This window comes from Burkholderia sp. NLJ2, from assembly GCF_049487195.1.
GTDB classification, from domain to species: domain Bacteria; phylum Pseudomonadota; class Gammaproteobacteria; order Burkholderiales; family Burkholderiaceae; genus Burkholderia; species Burkholderia pyrrocinia.
This window is the reverse complement of record NZ_CP137810.1, coordinates 2,108,797-2,123,132: the sequence shown is the minus strand read 5'-3', so window position 1 is coordinate 2,123,132 and position 14,336 is coordinate 2,108,797. Positions and strand designations below refer to the sequence as shown.

Sequence of the window (14,336 nt, the reverse complement as noted above, 5' to 3'; positions counted from 1 at the left end):
GGCGGCCCTCATGGGTCGCCGCAAGTGCTTTCCTGTTACCCGGTCAGAACCGCACGACCTGCTTCTGCTCGACGCTGAAGCCGTCGCGCAGCACGCACGCGGAATCGGCGAAGTAGCGGCGCGTCTCCGACAGCAGGTCGGTATTGCCGCGGCGGCAGAACACCACGCCCGACCCCTCTTCGGTCAGCAGTTCGTCGATCAGCGATTCGGGTTGCCCGATATCGGCGAGATGGACGTTCTGCACACCGTGCGCGAGCGCATCGAGCGCCTCCCGTACGCAGGGCGCCGCATCGGCGGCCGGATGCTCGGTGAGCCATTGCTCGAGTTCCGTGATGCCGTACAGCCCCGCGAGTTCGCCGAGTTCGCGCAGCAGTGCGCTTTCGACCATCATCACCAGCGTGACGGCGCCCGTGCGCTGCGCGAAGAGGCTGCCCACCCGTTCCGGGCGCAGCAGGCGATCCTGGCCTGCGTCGTCGGGCGCGACCGGTATCACGACGGGCACCAGCCCGTTCCCGAGAAATGCGCTCAACGCGGCGCTGTCGCATTGCGCGACCGGGCTCGTGTTCGTGCGGTCGGATTCGGCGCCAGCGACCAGCAGGCCGCCGTCGTGGCCGTCGATGCCGATCGCCTTGGCGCCGTGACTGCCGATCAGGCGCACCAGCTCGTGGTTGACGTCGGCCATCGCGGCGCGCGCGGCCTGGACCAGTTGCGTGCCGGACGCGGCCGGCACGCCCTGGACGACGACCGGACGAATGCCGGTGAGCGCGAGCAGCGCGACATCCTGCGCGAATGCGTGGCGAGCATGCGTATCGCTCGCGGCGCCGTTATCGACGATGACGACGGTCTGCCCGTGCAGGGCCTGCATGAACGGCAGCGAGCGAGCCAGTCCGGCCACGCGCCGTGACGTAGGAGTGGGACTTTCAGGGTCTGGGAACATGGGAATCCGAAAGGATGAAGGGAGTGCCTGACGTCGCGCGGTGCGGCGTCAGTGCGTGCGTTGCATGAGCCGATGAATTTCGTCGGGCGTCCGCGCGTCGCGCGACGCCTGCCGGAACGGGCGTTCGCTGAAGCACCGCGCCGCGTCGGCGAGCAGTTCGAGGTGCGCGCGGTCGTCCTGTTTCGGCAGGACCAGCACGATGAATTCGCGCACGGGCTTGCTGTCCGGCGCGTTGAACGCGAACGGGTACAGCGCGCGAACGAACAGCGCGACGGCCGAGCCGAGCCCGTCGACGCGCGCATGCGGAATCGCGACGCCCTGGCCGAGGCCGGTCGAACCGAGCTGTTCACGCTTCGTCAGTTCGGTCCGGATCCGTTCCGCGGAAACCCCGCTACTGCGCGCGATGGTTCGCGCGGCGAGGTCGAACAACTGGACCGCGCTTTCGACCGGCACGTCGAGCAGGATGTTGTCCGGCGGACAGGCATCGGCCAGCCGGGCCGCGAGCGGCAGGCCGCCGCGTCGATGGGGAAGGTCGGGGTGGCCGCCGACGGCGGCCTGCTGCGTTTGCATGCGGATCTCTCCGTGTCGTGATGACAGGGAAATCCTAGACAAAACCGCGTAAAGACGGTGTCAGAGACGCGGGGGCCCGGTATTAAAATTTCGTATCGATTGCCGTGTGGGTTGCACCGTGCGCCCGATACGGACGTCTTCACGTGCCCGACAGGACGAACGGCAGCGTCGTCAGCAGAAAGACCGAAATGCCGACGACCGGCGCGCCGAACGCGATCGCCGCGAACGCCACGGCGGCGCTGGCCAGCACGAGCGTTCTCGACCGCCGGCGGTGCCGGTCGTGTGCCGTTGCCTTGTCTTCGCGGATGGCATCGGCCCGCGCGCCGATCACGTGTTTCCAGAACGTCCAGCCAAGCATGATTGCTCCTGTATGAAAGACGACCGAGACAGGGCGCGTGATGCGCCGTGCACGCGTGTCAGCAGCGCTTGAGCTTCAGCGCGCGCGAGATCTGCCCGGGCGTGAAGCCGCTGTTGCGCACGTAAGGCGCGCAGTCGAGCGGCGCCGTGAGCGATTCGCTGACGACGTACTGGCCGACGAAGCGGAACGCATCCGTTTCCATCTTGACGAACACCGGAATCGCATCGCGTTGCGCGGCGAGCGTCCTGCCGGCCGATCGCGCGGATGCGCTGCCGTCGCAGAGGATCACGTCGGGTGCGTGCGGGTTGAGGTCCGTGCGCAGGCAGGCAGCCACGACCTTGCCGTTCTTCGTCGGCAGGAATGCCTGTTTGCTGCCGCCGCATGCGGTGTGGATGAATTCGCGCGTGTACTGCTTGTCGATCTCGAACATGGCCGGGCTCCGGTATCGGAAATTTCCGTGAATGAAATCAGGTATGCAAAGCAATTCGACCGGATCGGCGTGCCGGATGCGGGCAGGCGATCGATCATTGACGGGGCGGCGGATCGATGGCGCGTCGTTGCGGGGAATTTGTCGCGAGCACACGCCTGAGCGCACGATGCGCGATTACCGCATCGACGTCGTATTCAAGCGTGCGCGGATCTGACTACGGCGCGCACCGTCCGCCTGTCGGCAGGACGGTGGCTCGGGAAAAGGAGACGCAGGCGTCCTGCCTGTCAGGCAGAAAAGCAACTCGGAGGGCGAGGACTTCGGATGCGCATGGTGCGTGCTCGGTGAGGGATGGCGAACACATTCTAGTGAACGCACGCACGGCCGCAAGTAAAAAGGTCGTAAAGGTGTGAGGGCGGTGCGTCAGTCGCGTCGCTCAACGCCCGGCGAGCATCCGCCCGCCGACGCCCATCAGCAGCAGGCCGGCCATCGTATCGAGCACGGCCTTGCGTCGAACCAGCAGCCGGCGCACCGACGGATGCGACGCGAGCAGCGCCATCGCGCAATACCACGCGCAAGATATCGCGATCGACAGCGCGACGACGGAGATATCGAGCCATGCCGGCGCGTGAGCCGGCACCATCAGCGCGAAGATGCTGCCGTAGAACGCGACGGATTTCGGGTTCGTCATGCTGACGACGTAGCCCTTCTTCGCGGCGTTCCAGTCGGTGGTTGTAGCCGGCGCGGAAGCGGGCAACGGCTTGCGCGCGGTCAGGATCATTTTCAGGCCGAGCCAGATCAGGTAGGTGGCGCCGGCAAGCCGCAGCGCGGTGTGCACCCACGCGACGTGGGTCACGAGCAGGCTCAGCCCGGCGATCGCGATTGCGGCCCAGGTGCCGGACGCGGCGGCCAGGCCGAGCCCCGTCATCACGCCGGCGCGGCGCGACATGACTGCGGTCGACGTGACGATCACGAAATTCGGGCCGGGGCTGGCGACGCTCAGGAGCAGGACACCGGCGAGCGGCAGAAGCGTGTTGACGGTGGTCGACATGGCGTGGAGGGCGGCGTGGCGGAGCGGGCTTTCATCTTACCCGAGCGCGGCAACCGACCTGTGCGCCGCAATATGCCGTCGATCCAAAGCAAAAACGCGTGACGACTCCCGTCGCCACGCGTTGCATGTTCCCGCAAAGCCGCGCGTTTGCCGGCGAACCGGCACGCGCGGCGCATCGTCAGAAATCGAACCCCGGCCCGCCCGCGCCCGGGCCGCCCGGCGCCGCGGCCGGTGCTGCATCCTTCGGCGCTTCGAACACGGTCGCATCGGTCGTCAGCAGCAGCCCGGCAACCGACGCCGCGTTCTGCAGCGCCGTGCGCGTGACCTTGGTTGGATCGAGCACGCCCGATTCGACGAGATCGCCGTACTCGCCCGTCTGCGCGTTGTACCCGAAGTTGCCCGAGCCTTCCGCGACCTTCGCGACGACGACGCTCGCTTCCTCGCCCGCGTTCGTGACGATCTGGCGCAGCGGTTCCTCGAGCGCGCGCAGCACGATCTTGATGCCCGCATTCTGGTCGGCGTTCACGCCCTTCAGTTCGCGGATCGCCTGACGCACGCGGATCAGCGCAACACCGCCGCCCGGCACGATGCCTTCCTCGACGGCCGCGCGTGTCGCGTGCAGCGCGTCGTCGACGCGATCCTTCTTCTCCTTCACCTCGATCTCGGTCGCACCGCCGACCTTGATCACCGCAACGCCGCCCGCAAGCTTCGCGACGCGTTCCTGCAGTTTCTCGCGGTCGTAGTCCGACGTCGCTTCGTCGATCTGCACGCGGATCTGCTTCACGCGCGCTTCGATGTTCTTCGCGTCGCCTGCGCCGTCGATCACGGTCGTGTTTTCCTTGCCGACCTCGATCCGCTTCGCCTGGCCGAGTTCGGCGAGCGTCGCTTTCTCGAGCGTCAGGCCCGTTTCCTCGGCGACGACCTGCCCGCCGGTGAGGATCGCGATGTCCTCGAGCAGTGCCTTGCGGCGATCGCCGAAACCCGGTGCCTTGACCGCGACCGTCTTCAGGATCCCGCGGATGTTGTTCACGACGAGCGTCGCGAGCGCTTCGCCTTCGACGTCCTCCGCGATGATCAGCAGCGGCCGGCCCGACTTCGCGACCTGTTCGAGCACCGGCAGCAGGTCGCGGATGTTCGAGATCTTCTTGTCGTGCAGCAGGATGTACGGGTTCTCGATCTCGGCGATCTGCTTGTCGGGATTGTTGATGAAGTACGGCGACAGGTAGCCGCGATCGAACTGCAGCCCCTCGACAACGTCGAGCTCGTCGGCGAGCGACTTGCCGTCCTCGACGGTGATCACGCCTTCCTTGCCGACGCGGTCGATCGCCTCGGCGATGCGCTGGCCGATCGATTCCTCGCCGTTCGCCGAGATCGTCGCGACCTGCGCGATTTCCTTGCTCGTGGTGGTCGGCCTGCTGATCTTCTTCAGCTCGTCGACGGCCGACGCGACGGCCTTGTCGATACCGCGCTTCAGGTCGAGCGGGTTGAGCCCGGCCGCGACGTATTTCTGGCCTTCGCGCACGATCGCCTGTGCGAGCACGGTGGCCGTGGTCGTGCCGTCGCCGGCCGCGTCGCTGGTGCGCGACGCGACTTCCTTCACGAGCTGCGCGCCGATGTTCTGCAGCTTGTCCGCGAGTTCGATTTCCTTCGCGACCGACACGCCGTCCTTCGTGACGACCGGCGCGCCGAAGCTGCGTTCGAGCACGACGTTGCGGCCCTTCGGCCCGAGCGTGACCTTCACCGCGTTCGCGAGAATGTTCACGCCTTCGGTCAGCTTCGCACGTGCGACGTCGCTGAAAATGATTTCCTTCGCTGCCATGATTGCGCTCCGTTATTGATTGACGACCGCGACGATGTCTTCCTCGCGCAGGACGAGGAATTCATTGCCGTCCACCTTGACGGCCTGGCCCGCGTACTTGCCGAACAGCACGCGTTCGCCGACCTGCAGGTCGGGCACGATGCGCTGGCCGTCCGTGTCCTTGCGGCCGGGGCCGACGGCGATCACTTCGCCCTGGTCGGGCTTTTCGGCGGCGCTGTCGGGGATCACGATGCCCGACGCGGTGGTGGTTTCCTGATCGAGTCGCTTCACGATGACGCGGTCGTGCAAGGGGCGTAGGCTCATCTTTTCGTCCTGTGCTGTTCTGTCGAAATTGGCTGGCACTCTTTGGGAGAGCGTGCTGACGAGTATAAAAATGCTCGACGGCGCGATCCAATAACGGATTCGGAAAAGCATTCGCGCGGATGCGCTATGGACGGGAGACGGGCGGGGGGAAGTCAGATCAGCAGCGATACCGTCCTGAACAGCGCAAGATCCTCCTTGCGCGCGGATCGCGCATGCTTGCGGATCACTTGCAGCAGGCAGTCGATGAAACAGCGCGCCGCGTCGCTCAGCGTGCTGCTGCGGCGCGTGACGATGCCGAGGTCGCGCGGCTCGAATGTCTCCTTCAGTTGCAACGGCCGCATCCGTTCGCCGAACGGCGGCACGGCCGCAAGTATCGTCGGGCACCACGTGCACATGTCGGCCTGCTCGAGCATCGTCTGCAACATCGCGACCGACTGCGCCCGCACGATGCGCCGTTCGTCGATCCGTGCGCCGTGGCGCGTGAACAGGTAGTCGACGAGCGCGGCTTGGCCGTCGGCCGCGAAATTCAGCACCCAGTCGTGGTCGAGCAAGTCGTGGATCGATTGTGCGCGCTCGCGCGGATGGCCGGCGCGCACCATCACCGAGGTTTCGTAGCGCAGCATCGGTTCGAACGCGAATTCCTGCGTGCCGCCCGGCTGCACGTGCCCAAGCGCGAAGTCCATGCTGCCGTCGCGCAGCAGCGGCTGCGCGACGGCCATCAGCGCTTCGTAGAGTTCGAGGCGCACGTCGGGCATCCGCTCGCGAAAACGCAGCACGGCTTCCGCGAGGAACGTCATCGTGAGCCACGGCGTGACGCCGATGCTCAGCCGGCCCTCGACGCGGCCCCGCATGCGTTCGAGATCGCTCTGCGCATGTTCGAGCTGCTTCAGCACGAGCTTCGCGTGCGTGAGCAGCGTCTTTCCGTATTCGGTGAAGCCGATGCCTTCCGGCGCACGCACGAGCAGCGGCAGGCGCTCGCTCGCCTCCAGTTCGCGCAGCGCGCGCGTGACGGCCGCCTGCGACAGCCCGAGCGTGCGCGCCGCGCCGCGGATGCTGCCGGCCTCCGCGCTCGCGACGAGCGCCTGCAACTGATGCAGCTTGATGTTGCTCATGGTGCGATACCCGACAACGAAAGGTTGTCATCATAACGAAACCGCGGCTGGTCGCCGGGTTTTTCGCTGCATACGATTCGGCCACGATCGGTCATCCAGGCGATCGACAACCGGAATGCATTCAGGAGAATCGGGGTTGGACCAGAAACATATTCATCCGGAAATTGCGGCCGTCGAGGCGGAGATGATTGCGCTGCGCCGCCGGCTGCATGCGCATCCGGAACTCGGCTTCGAGGAATACGCGACGAGCGATCTCGTGGCCGATTGCCTGACAACGTGGGGTTATCGGGTGACGCGCGGGCTCGGCGGCACGGGCGTGGTCGGCACGCTGACGCGCGGCACCGGGAAACGGCTCGGGTTGCGCGCGGACATGGATGCGCTGCCGATCCGCGAGACGACCGGGCTGCCGCATGCGAGCCGGCGCGACGGCGTGATGCACGCGTGCGGCCATGACGGCCACACGGCGATGCTGCTTGCGGCGGCCCGCTGTCTTGCCGGGCGCGCGCGCTTCGCGGGCACGTTGAACCTGATTTTCCAGCCGGCCGAAGAAGGGCTCGGCGGCGCGAAGCGGATGATCGACGACGGACTGTTCACGCAATTTCCGTGCGATGCCGTGTTCGCGATGCATAACGTGCCGGGCCTGCCGGCCGGCGTGCTCGGCTTCTGCGACGGCGCGGCGATGGCGTCGGCCGACGAGGTGCGCGTGCGCGTGATCGGGCGCGGCGGGCATGGCGCCGCGCCGCACACGACGATCGATCCGGTGGTCGTGTGCGCGTCGATCGTGATGGCGTTGCAGACGGTCGTGTCGCGCAACGTGAATCCGCAGGAACTGGCGATCGTCACGGCCGGATCGATCCATGCGGGCACCGCATCGAACGTGATCCCGCCGCATGCGGACCTCGAGCTCAGCGTGCGTGCGCTGTCGCCGGACGTGCGCGCGCTGCTGGAGCGACGCATCCGCGAGATCGTGGATGGGCAGGCCGCGAGTTACGGCGCGACGGCCGAGATCGACTATCGCTACGGCTATCCGGTGCTCGTCAATCACGCGGCGGAAACGGCGTTCGCGCGCGACGTGGCCCGCGAATGGGGCGGCGATGCGGCGCTGATTCCGCATCTGCGGCCGATCGCGGCGAGCGAGGATTTTGCATTCATGCTCGACGCGTGCCCGGGCAGCTACCTGTCGATCGGCAACGGCGACGGCGCGTCCGGCTGCGGGCTGCACAACCCGGGCTACGACTTCAACGATGCTTGCCTCGCGACGGGGGCGAGCTACTGGACTGCGCTCGCGGAGCGATATCTCGCGTGATGCGGCCGCACGATTTCGGTTCACGATTCATGATTTACACAAGGAGACGGGCAATGAAACAGTGGATGGCGGCGCTCACGATAGCGCTGGCGGCAGGATCGGTGCATGCGGGCGACTGGGCGGGCAAGGAGATCCGCCTCGCAGTCGATCCGACTTACCCGCCGCTCGAATACAAGCTGCCCGACGGCACGCTGACGGGCTTCGGGATCGACATCACGAATGCGTTGTGCGCGGAGCTGCACGCGCGCTGCGTGTGGGTCGAGTCGAGCTTCGACGGGATGATTCCGGGGCTGCTCGCGCGCAAGTTCGACGTGATCGCGTCGTCGATGACGATCACGCCGAAGCGGATGCAGCAGATCGCGTTCACGAACCGCATCTCGAACGCGCCTGCCCGGCTGATCGCACACAAGGGCTCGCCGCTGCTGCCGACGGCCGAATTGCTGAAAGGCAAGCGCGTGGGCGTCGAGCAGGGTTCCGCGCAGGCCGACTATGCGGTTGCGAACTGGCAGCCGGCCGGCGTGCAGATCGTGTCGTACCAGAATCAGGATCAGGTGTACGCCGATCTCGTGACGGGGCGGCTCGACGCGGCGTTCCAGGCATCGATCGCGGCCAGCGACGGTTTCCTGAAGAAGCCGCAGGGCAAGGACTTCATGTTCGCCGGCGCGCCGATCGACGACGCGAAGTACTTCGGGCAAGGCGACGGCCTAGGGTTGCGCAAGCAGGACAACGACCTGCGCGACGCGTTCAACCGCGCGCTCGCGACGATTCTCGCGAATGGCACGTACCAGCGGATCAACCGGAAGTATTTCGACTTCGACATCTACGGCGCGAAGTAAGCGGCAGCGCACGCAATGTGCGCGATCGACCATAAATAAATAAGGATTACGGATGAACTGGAGATCGGTTTTTGTCGCGATTCCGGCGCTGTGCGCAGCGCCCGCATTCGCGCAAGGCAGCGTCACGCTTTACGGCCTCGTCGATGCGGGCATCGACTATACGAACAACGTCGGTGGCCATGGCGCGTGGCAGATGGCGAGCGGCTTCGCGCAGGGCAGCCGCTGGGGGATGAAGGGTACCGAGGATCTGGGCGGCGGATACAGCGCGCTGTTCCAGATCGAGAGCGGCTTCAACGTGAACAGCGGCACGCTTGCGCAGGGTGGCCGCATGTTCGGGCGTCAGGTCTACGTCGGGCTCGGCAGCACGCGCTTCGGCACGCTGACGCTCGGCCGGCAATACGATTCGGTCGTCGACTATCTCGCGCCGACGACCGCGAACGGGAGCTGGGGTGTCTATCCGTTCTCGCACCCGCTCGACAACGACAACACCGGCAACACGTTCCGCACGAACAATACCGTGAAGTATGCGAGTCCGGATTTCTCCGGCTTCTCGTTCGGCGGCACGTACAGTTTCAGCAACGACACGGGCTTCGCGAACAACCGGGTATGGAGCGTCGGCGCGCAGTACGAGCAGGGCGGCTTGCTCGTCGGTGCTGCGTTCCTGAATGCGGACAAGCCCGGCGCGACGTCGGGCGGCGCGATTGCGGGTTCCGGGTCGGTCGGCGCCGATGCGAATTTTGCGTCGGCACGGCTGCGGATCTTCGGGGCGGGCATCAACTACACCGCAGGGCCCGCGACGGTCGGGTTCGCGTACACGAACAGCAACGTCACGCGGCCGACCGCGAACGTCGGCTACCTGTTCGGCGACGAAACGATCGAACCGGTGTCCGGGCCGCTTGCAGGCGGTACGGTGACGTCGATCAAGTATCAGAACGTCGAAGTGAACGGCAAGTACCAGTTCACGCCCGCGTTGTTCGTCGGCGCGCAATACGTGTACACGACGGTGCGCTACGACGCGACGACGGGCGCCGCGAAGCCGAAGATCCATTCGATCGGGCTGATGGCCGACTACACCCTGTCGAAACGCACGGATGTCTATCTGATGGGCGCGTACCAGCGGATCGCAGGCGACGCGACCGGCTCGTCGCTCGATCAGGCCTATATCCCGGGTGCGGCCGATCTGTCGTCGACATCGAAGCAGTTGATGGTGCACGCGGGGATTCGGCACAGGTTCTGATGGAACCCGCCGGAATGAAGGCGGCGGCCCGCCGCCTTCATTCATCACGACGCGACGCGAATCACGACCTTGCCGAAATGCTGCCCCGACTGCAGGTACGCATACGCTTGCGGCGCTTCGTCGAAGCCGAACACGCGATCGACTACGGGCTTGATCCGCTTCGCATCGACGAGCCGCACGACGTCGTCGAGCATTGCCCGGCTGCCGACCATGATTCCGTGCAGCCGGCGGATCCCGCCGATCAGCGACAGCAGCCCGAGTTCGGGGCCGCCGAAGCCGCTGACGCCGCCGATCACCGACACGATGCCGCCCAGCTTCGTCGCGGCGACCGAGCGCGGCAGCGTGTCGTGTCCGCCGACTTCCAGCACGAGATCCGCGCCCGCGCCGCCGGTGAGCCGCAGCACTTCGTGTTCCCACTCGGGCGTCGCGCGATAGTTGATCGTTGCGTCCGCACCGAGTGCGCGGGCGCGTTCGAGCTTCGCGTCGCTCGACGACGTGACGATCGTGCGCAGCCCCGCTGCATGCGCGAGTTGCAGCGCGACGATCGATACGCCGCCGGTGCCGAGCAGCACGACGGTCGAGCCCGGCCCCGCACCGCCGTCGGCGAACAGCGCGTTCCATGCGGTGATGCCCGCGCACGACAGCGTCGCCGCTTCGTCGTAGTCGAGATGCGCGGGGATCTCGACCAGCGCCGCTTCGTCTGACACGAAGTGCTCGGCGAGCACGCCGTCGAATTGCGCGCCGGGCGAACCCGAGACTTTCTGCGGCGTCGGCGGCCCGTCGATCCAGCGCGGGAAGTACGTGTTGATCACGCGATCGCCCGGCTTGAAGCGCGTGACGTCGCGGCCGGTTTCGACGACTTCGCCAGCGCCGTCGGCGACAGGAATCAGCGCGTCCTTGCCGATGCCGAGATAGTCGCCGCGCGCGAACATCAGGTCGCGGTAGTTCAGTCCTGCCGAATGGATCTTCACGACGACGTCGGTCGGCCCGACGGGCCGGCGTGTCGCGTCGATGCGCCGGAGCCCGGCAGTGCCGTCGCCGGGTTTGACTTGCCATGCGTGCATGTCGACTCCTTTTTGAGATGGACCGGCTTATCATAGTGTTGCGCATGGGGACGCATTGACGATATTTCGGCCAATGACTGTCGCCATGGCGGACACAAACCTGTCGTTCAACCGGAGTGGAATCGCATGGACGAGCGGCTGAGAGGCGTCGCCGAATTTGTCGACGTCGTGGAGTCGGGCAGTTTCGCGGCGGCGGCGCTGCGCCTCGGCGTCACGCGCTCGGCGATCGCGAAAGTCGTCGCGCGGCTCGAACGCCGTCTCGGCGCGCGGCTCCTGCAGCGTACGACGCGCCAGCTCAGCCTGACCGACGAAGGGCTCGTCTATTACGAGCAGTGCCGGCGGCTGCTGGCCGAACTCGGCGACACGGAGGCCGCGCTCGACGCGGGCCGCCGCGAGCCGTCCGGGCGGTTGCGGATCAGCGTGCCCGTGCTGTTCGGGCGGCAATGCGTGGCGCCCGTGATGCGGCGCCTCGTCGAGCGTCATCCGCGGCTCGAAATCGACGTGTCGTTCAGCGATCGCGTGGCCGACCTGATCAACGACGGTTTCGACATCGCGGTGCGCATCGGCGGGTTGGCCGATACGAGCACGCTCGTCGGGCGGCGGCTTGGCGTGCAGCGGATGGGCATTTGCGCATCGCCCGCGTATCTCGAACGTCATGGCCGGCCGACGGGGTGCGACGAACTCGCGTCGCACGTCGGCATCGCGTATTCGCGCGGCGGGCAGCCGACGCCGTGGCGGATCATCGGTGCGGACGGCGCCGTGCACGACCATCGCGCGGCCGGCCGCTTGCGGTTCGACGACCTGTTGGCGATCGCGGATGCGGCCGCTGCCGGCGCGGGCCTCGCATGGCTGCCGTGCTGGTTGATGGCGCCATACCTGCGCGACGGCCGCCTCGTGCTCGTGATGGACAGCAACAGCGTGTCGGGCGCCGAGGTGTTCGCGGTGCGGCCGTCGTCGCGCCACGTGCCGTCGAAGGTGCGCGTCGTCATCGATGCGCTCGTCGACGAGATTCCGCCGATGCTTGCGTCGGACGACTGAAGCGAGCAGGCGACCCGCCCAAGCGCGCACCGCATCCGGGCGGAGCGGCTGAACGACGCGAGTGTCGGCGCACCGTACGCGCTTTTTTCGGCCCGGTGCACAATCGGCGCGGAACGCGCATGCGCCGCGTGGCTGCGTACGCGTCGCGGCGCGGGCCGCACCAACCGGCCTGCATAGGGCGCGCATCGCATATTCCCGCGCCCCGTTAGCATGTGACGAATCCGACTTTGGGCGCCGCGCGCGCGACGCTAAGATCGCCGATCCCGTAGATCGAGCGTTCACGATAATGAAAAAGTCCGCGTCGCCGTTGCATGCTTTCCGTTTCCGTGTCGTCTGCGCCGCGATCGCCGGCGCGCTGTCGCTCGCATCGTGCGGCGGCGTCGACAGCGATTCGCCGCCTCCGCAGGCCGACACGACACCGCCGAAAGCCGCAAAACGCCCGAACATCCTGTACATCATGGCCGACGATCTCGGCTATTCCGACATCCATGCATTCGGCGGCGAGATCAACACGCCGAACCTCGACGCGCTCGTCGCGTCGGGCCGCATCCTGTCGAACCATCACACGGGCACCGTCTGCGCGATCACGCGCGCGATGCTCGTATCCGGCACCGATCACCATCTCGTCGGCGAAGGCACGATGGGCGTGCCGACCGACGAGCGGCGCGGGCTGCCCGGCTACGAGGGCTACCTGAACGACCGCGCGCTGTCGTTCGCACAACTGCTGAAAGACGCCGGTTATCACACGTATATCGCGGGCAAGTGGCACATCGGCTCGGGGATCGTCGGCAGCACGACGGGCAGCGGGCAGACGCCCGACCAGTGGGGCTTCGAGCGCAGCTACGTGCTGCTCGGCGGCGCGGCGACCAACCACTTCGCGCACGAGCCGGCCGGCTCGTCGAACTACACGGAAGACGGCCGTTACGTGCAGCCTGGCCAGCCCGGGCAGCCGGGCGGTGCGGGCGGTAGCCCGGCCGTGTTCTATTCGACCGATTTCTATACGCAGAAGCTGATCTCGTACATCGATTCGAACCAGCGCGACGGCAAGCCGTTCTTCGCCTATGCGGCGTATACGTCGCCGCACTGGCCGCTGCAGGTGCCCGAGCCGTGGCTGCACAAGTACGCGGGCGTGTATGACGCCGGCTACGACGCGATCCGCAACGCGCGGATCGCGCGGCAGAAAGCGCTCGGCCTGATTCCGGCCGACTTCAAGCCGTTCGACGGCCTGCCCGAAACGACGGCGGCGTCGCCCGCGACCGCGAACAACGGCACCGCGAGCGCGAAATACATCAGCGCGGTGCATTCGGCCGCGGACGGCTACAGCGACTACGGCCCCGGCAAGGTCGACAAGCTGTGGTCGAGCCTGTCGCCGGCCGAACGCAAGGCGCAGGCGCGCTACATGGAGATCTACGCGGGGATGGTCGAGAACCTCGACTACAACATCGGCCTGCTGATCCAGCACCTGAAGGACATCGGCGAATACGACAACACGTTCATCATGTTCCAGTCGGACAACGGCGCGGAAGGCTGGCCGATCGACGGGGGCGCGGACCCGACGGCGACCGATACCGCGAACGCGCAGGAGCCGATCTATTCGGCGCTCGGCACCGACAACGGCAAGCAGAACGCGCAGCGCCTGCAGTACGGGCTGCGCTGGGCCGAAGTGAGCGCGTCGCCGTTTCGGCTCACGAAGGGCTATTCGGCCGAAGGCGGCGTGTCGACGCCGACAATCGTGCGCCTGCCGGGCCAGTCGCAGCCGTTGCCGACGCTGCGCGCGTTCACGCACGTGACCGACAACACGGCGACCTTCCTCGCGGTCGCGGGCGTCACGCCGCCGTCGCAGCCGGCGCCGCCGCTCGTCAACACGCTGACGGGCGTCGACCAGAACAAGGGCAAGGTGATCTACAACAACCGCTACGTGTATCCGGTCACGGGCCAGTCGCTGCTGCCGGTGCTCACCGGTACGGCGACGGGCGAGGTGCATACGGCGCCGTTCGGCGACGAAGCATACGGCCGCGCGTACCTGCGCAGCGCCGACGGCCGCTGGAAGGCGCTGTGGACCGAGCCGCCGCTCGGGCCGCTCGACGGGCACTGGCAGCTGTACGACCTCGCGTCGGATCGCGGCGAGACGACCGACGTGTCGGCGCAGAACCCGTCGGTGATCGGCACGCTCGTCGCCCAGTGGAAGAACTACATGAGCAACGTCGGCGGCGTCGAGCCGCTGCGTCCGCGCGGTTATTACTGAGCGCCCCCGGACCTGTCGCTTCGCTCCGGGCCC

At 66.9% G+C, this 14,336-nt stretch carries 14 protein-coding genes; 5 read left to right on the top strand and 9 right to left on the bottom strand.

The genetic code is table 11. The features are described from left to right. Positions 1-43: 43 nt before the first annotated feature. From R9B84_RS31905 to R9B84_RS31870, 8 genes are all read right to left on the bottom strand, one after another. A complete protein-coding gene (locus R9B84_RS31905; protein WP_423761427.1) occupies positions 44-937 on the bottom strand; it encodes an acetylglutamate kinase in 894 nt (297 codons plus the stop codon). A 48-nt stretch (positions 938-985) separates the two neighbouring features. Then, positions 986-1,507: a PTS sugar transporter subunit IIA gene (locus R9B84_RS31900; protein ID WP_423761426.1), complete on the bottom strand. Its 522-nt coding sequence runs from the start codon at positions 1,505-1,507 to the stop codon at positions 986-988. 139 nt (positions 1,508-1,646) lie between these two features. After that, positions 1,647-1,865: a hypothetical protein gene (locus tag R9B84_RS31895; protein ID WP_423761425.1), complete on the bottom strand. Its 219-nt coding sequence runs from the start codon at positions 1,863-1,865 to the stop codon at positions 1,647-1,649. A 58-nt stretch (positions 1,866-1,923) separates the two neighbouring features. Beyond that, on the bottom strand, positions 1,924-2,295 hold the full coding sequence (locus tag R9B84_RS31890) for a DUF6697 family protein (RefSeq protein ID WP_423761424.1): 372 nt from the start codon (positions 2,293-2,295) through the stop codon (positions 1,924-1,926). A 433-nt stretch (positions 2,296-2,728) separates the two neighbouring features. Then, the gene (locus R9B84_RS31885; RefSeq protein WP_423761423.1) at positions 2,729-3,343 is read right to left on the bottom strand and encodes a LysE family translocator; all 615 of its coding nucleotides are present in this window, start codon (positions 3,341-3,343) and stop codon (positions 2,729-2,731) included. 178 nt (positions 3,344-3,521) lie between these two features. Beyond that, on the bottom strand, positions 3,522-5,162 hold the full coding sequence (gene groL, locus R9B84_RS31880; RefSeq protein ID WP_423761422.1) for a chaperonin GroEL: 1,641 nt from the start codon (positions 5,160-5,162) through the stop codon (positions 3,522-3,524). Positions 5,163-5,174: 12 nt separating this feature from the next. Then, positions 5,175-5,465 carry a co-chaperone GroES gene (locus tag R9B84_RS31875; protein WP_011694564.1) on the bottom strand — a complete coding sequence of 97 codons (291 nt, stop codon included), beginning with the start codon at positions 5,463-5,465 and terminating at the stop codon, positions 5,175-5,177. A gap of 152 nt (positions 5,466-5,617) precedes the next feature. Continuing rightward, positions 5,618-6,577, bottom strand: a complete 960-nt coding sequence (locus R9B84_RS31870; protein WP_423761421.1) for a LysR substrate-binding domain-containing protein — start codon at positions 6,575-6,577, stop codon at positions 5,618-5,620. Between the two features lie 115 nt (positions 6,578-6,692). Between R9B84_RS31870 and R9B84_RS31865 the strand changes: the two genes are divergently transcribed. The 3 genes from R9B84_RS31865 to R9B84_RS31855 are packed head-to-tail and all read left to right on the top strand — an operon-like array spanning position 6,693 to position 9,956. After that, positions 6,693-7,883 carry a M20 aminoacylase family protein gene (locus tag R9B84_RS31865; RefSeq protein WP_423761420.1) on the top strand — a complete coding sequence of 397 codons (1,191 nt, stop codon included), beginning with the start codon at positions 6,693-6,695 and terminating at the stop codon, positions 7,881-7,883. Between the two features lie 53 nt (positions 7,884-7,936). Continuing rightward, on the top strand, positions 7,937-8,719 hold the full coding sequence (locus R9B84_RS31860; RefSeq protein WP_423761419.1) for an ABC transporter substrate-binding protein: 783 nt from the start codon (positions 7,937-7,939) through the stop codon (positions 8,717-8,719). A gap of 52 nt (positions 8,720-8,771) precedes the next feature. Next, positions 8,772-9,956: a porin gene (locus R9B84_RS31855; RefSeq protein WP_423761418.1), complete on the top strand. Its 1,185-nt coding sequence runs from the start codon at positions 8,772-8,774 to the stop codon at positions 9,954-9,956. Between the two features lie 44 nt (positions 9,957-10,000). Here the strand turns inward: R9B84_RS31855 and R9B84_RS31850 are convergent, their stop codons facing one another. After that, on the bottom strand, positions 10,001-11,020 hold the full coding sequence (locus tag R9B84_RS31850) for a zinc-dependent alcohol dehydrogenase family protein (protein WP_423761417.1): 1,020 nt from the start codon (positions 11,018-11,020) through the stop codon (positions 10,001-10,003). Between the two features lie 126 nt (positions 11,021-11,146). Between R9B84_RS31850 and R9B84_RS31845 the strand changes: the two genes are divergently transcribed. Together R9B84_RS31845 and R9B84_RS31840 are read left to right on the top strand one after the other, a co-directional pair. After that, positions 11,147-12,058: a LysR substrate-binding domain-containing protein gene (locus tag R9B84_RS31845; RefSeq protein ID WP_423761416.1), complete on the top strand. Its 912-nt coding sequence runs from the start codon at positions 11,147-11,149 to the stop codon at positions 12,056-12,058. A gap of 286 nt (positions 12,059-12,344) precedes the next feature. Next, a complete protein-coding gene (locus tag R9B84_RS31840) occupies positions 12,345-14,303 on the top strand; it encodes an arylsulfatase (RefSeq protein WP_423761415.1) in 1,959 nt (652 codons plus the stop codon). Positions 14,304-14,336: the final 33 nt, after the last annotated feature.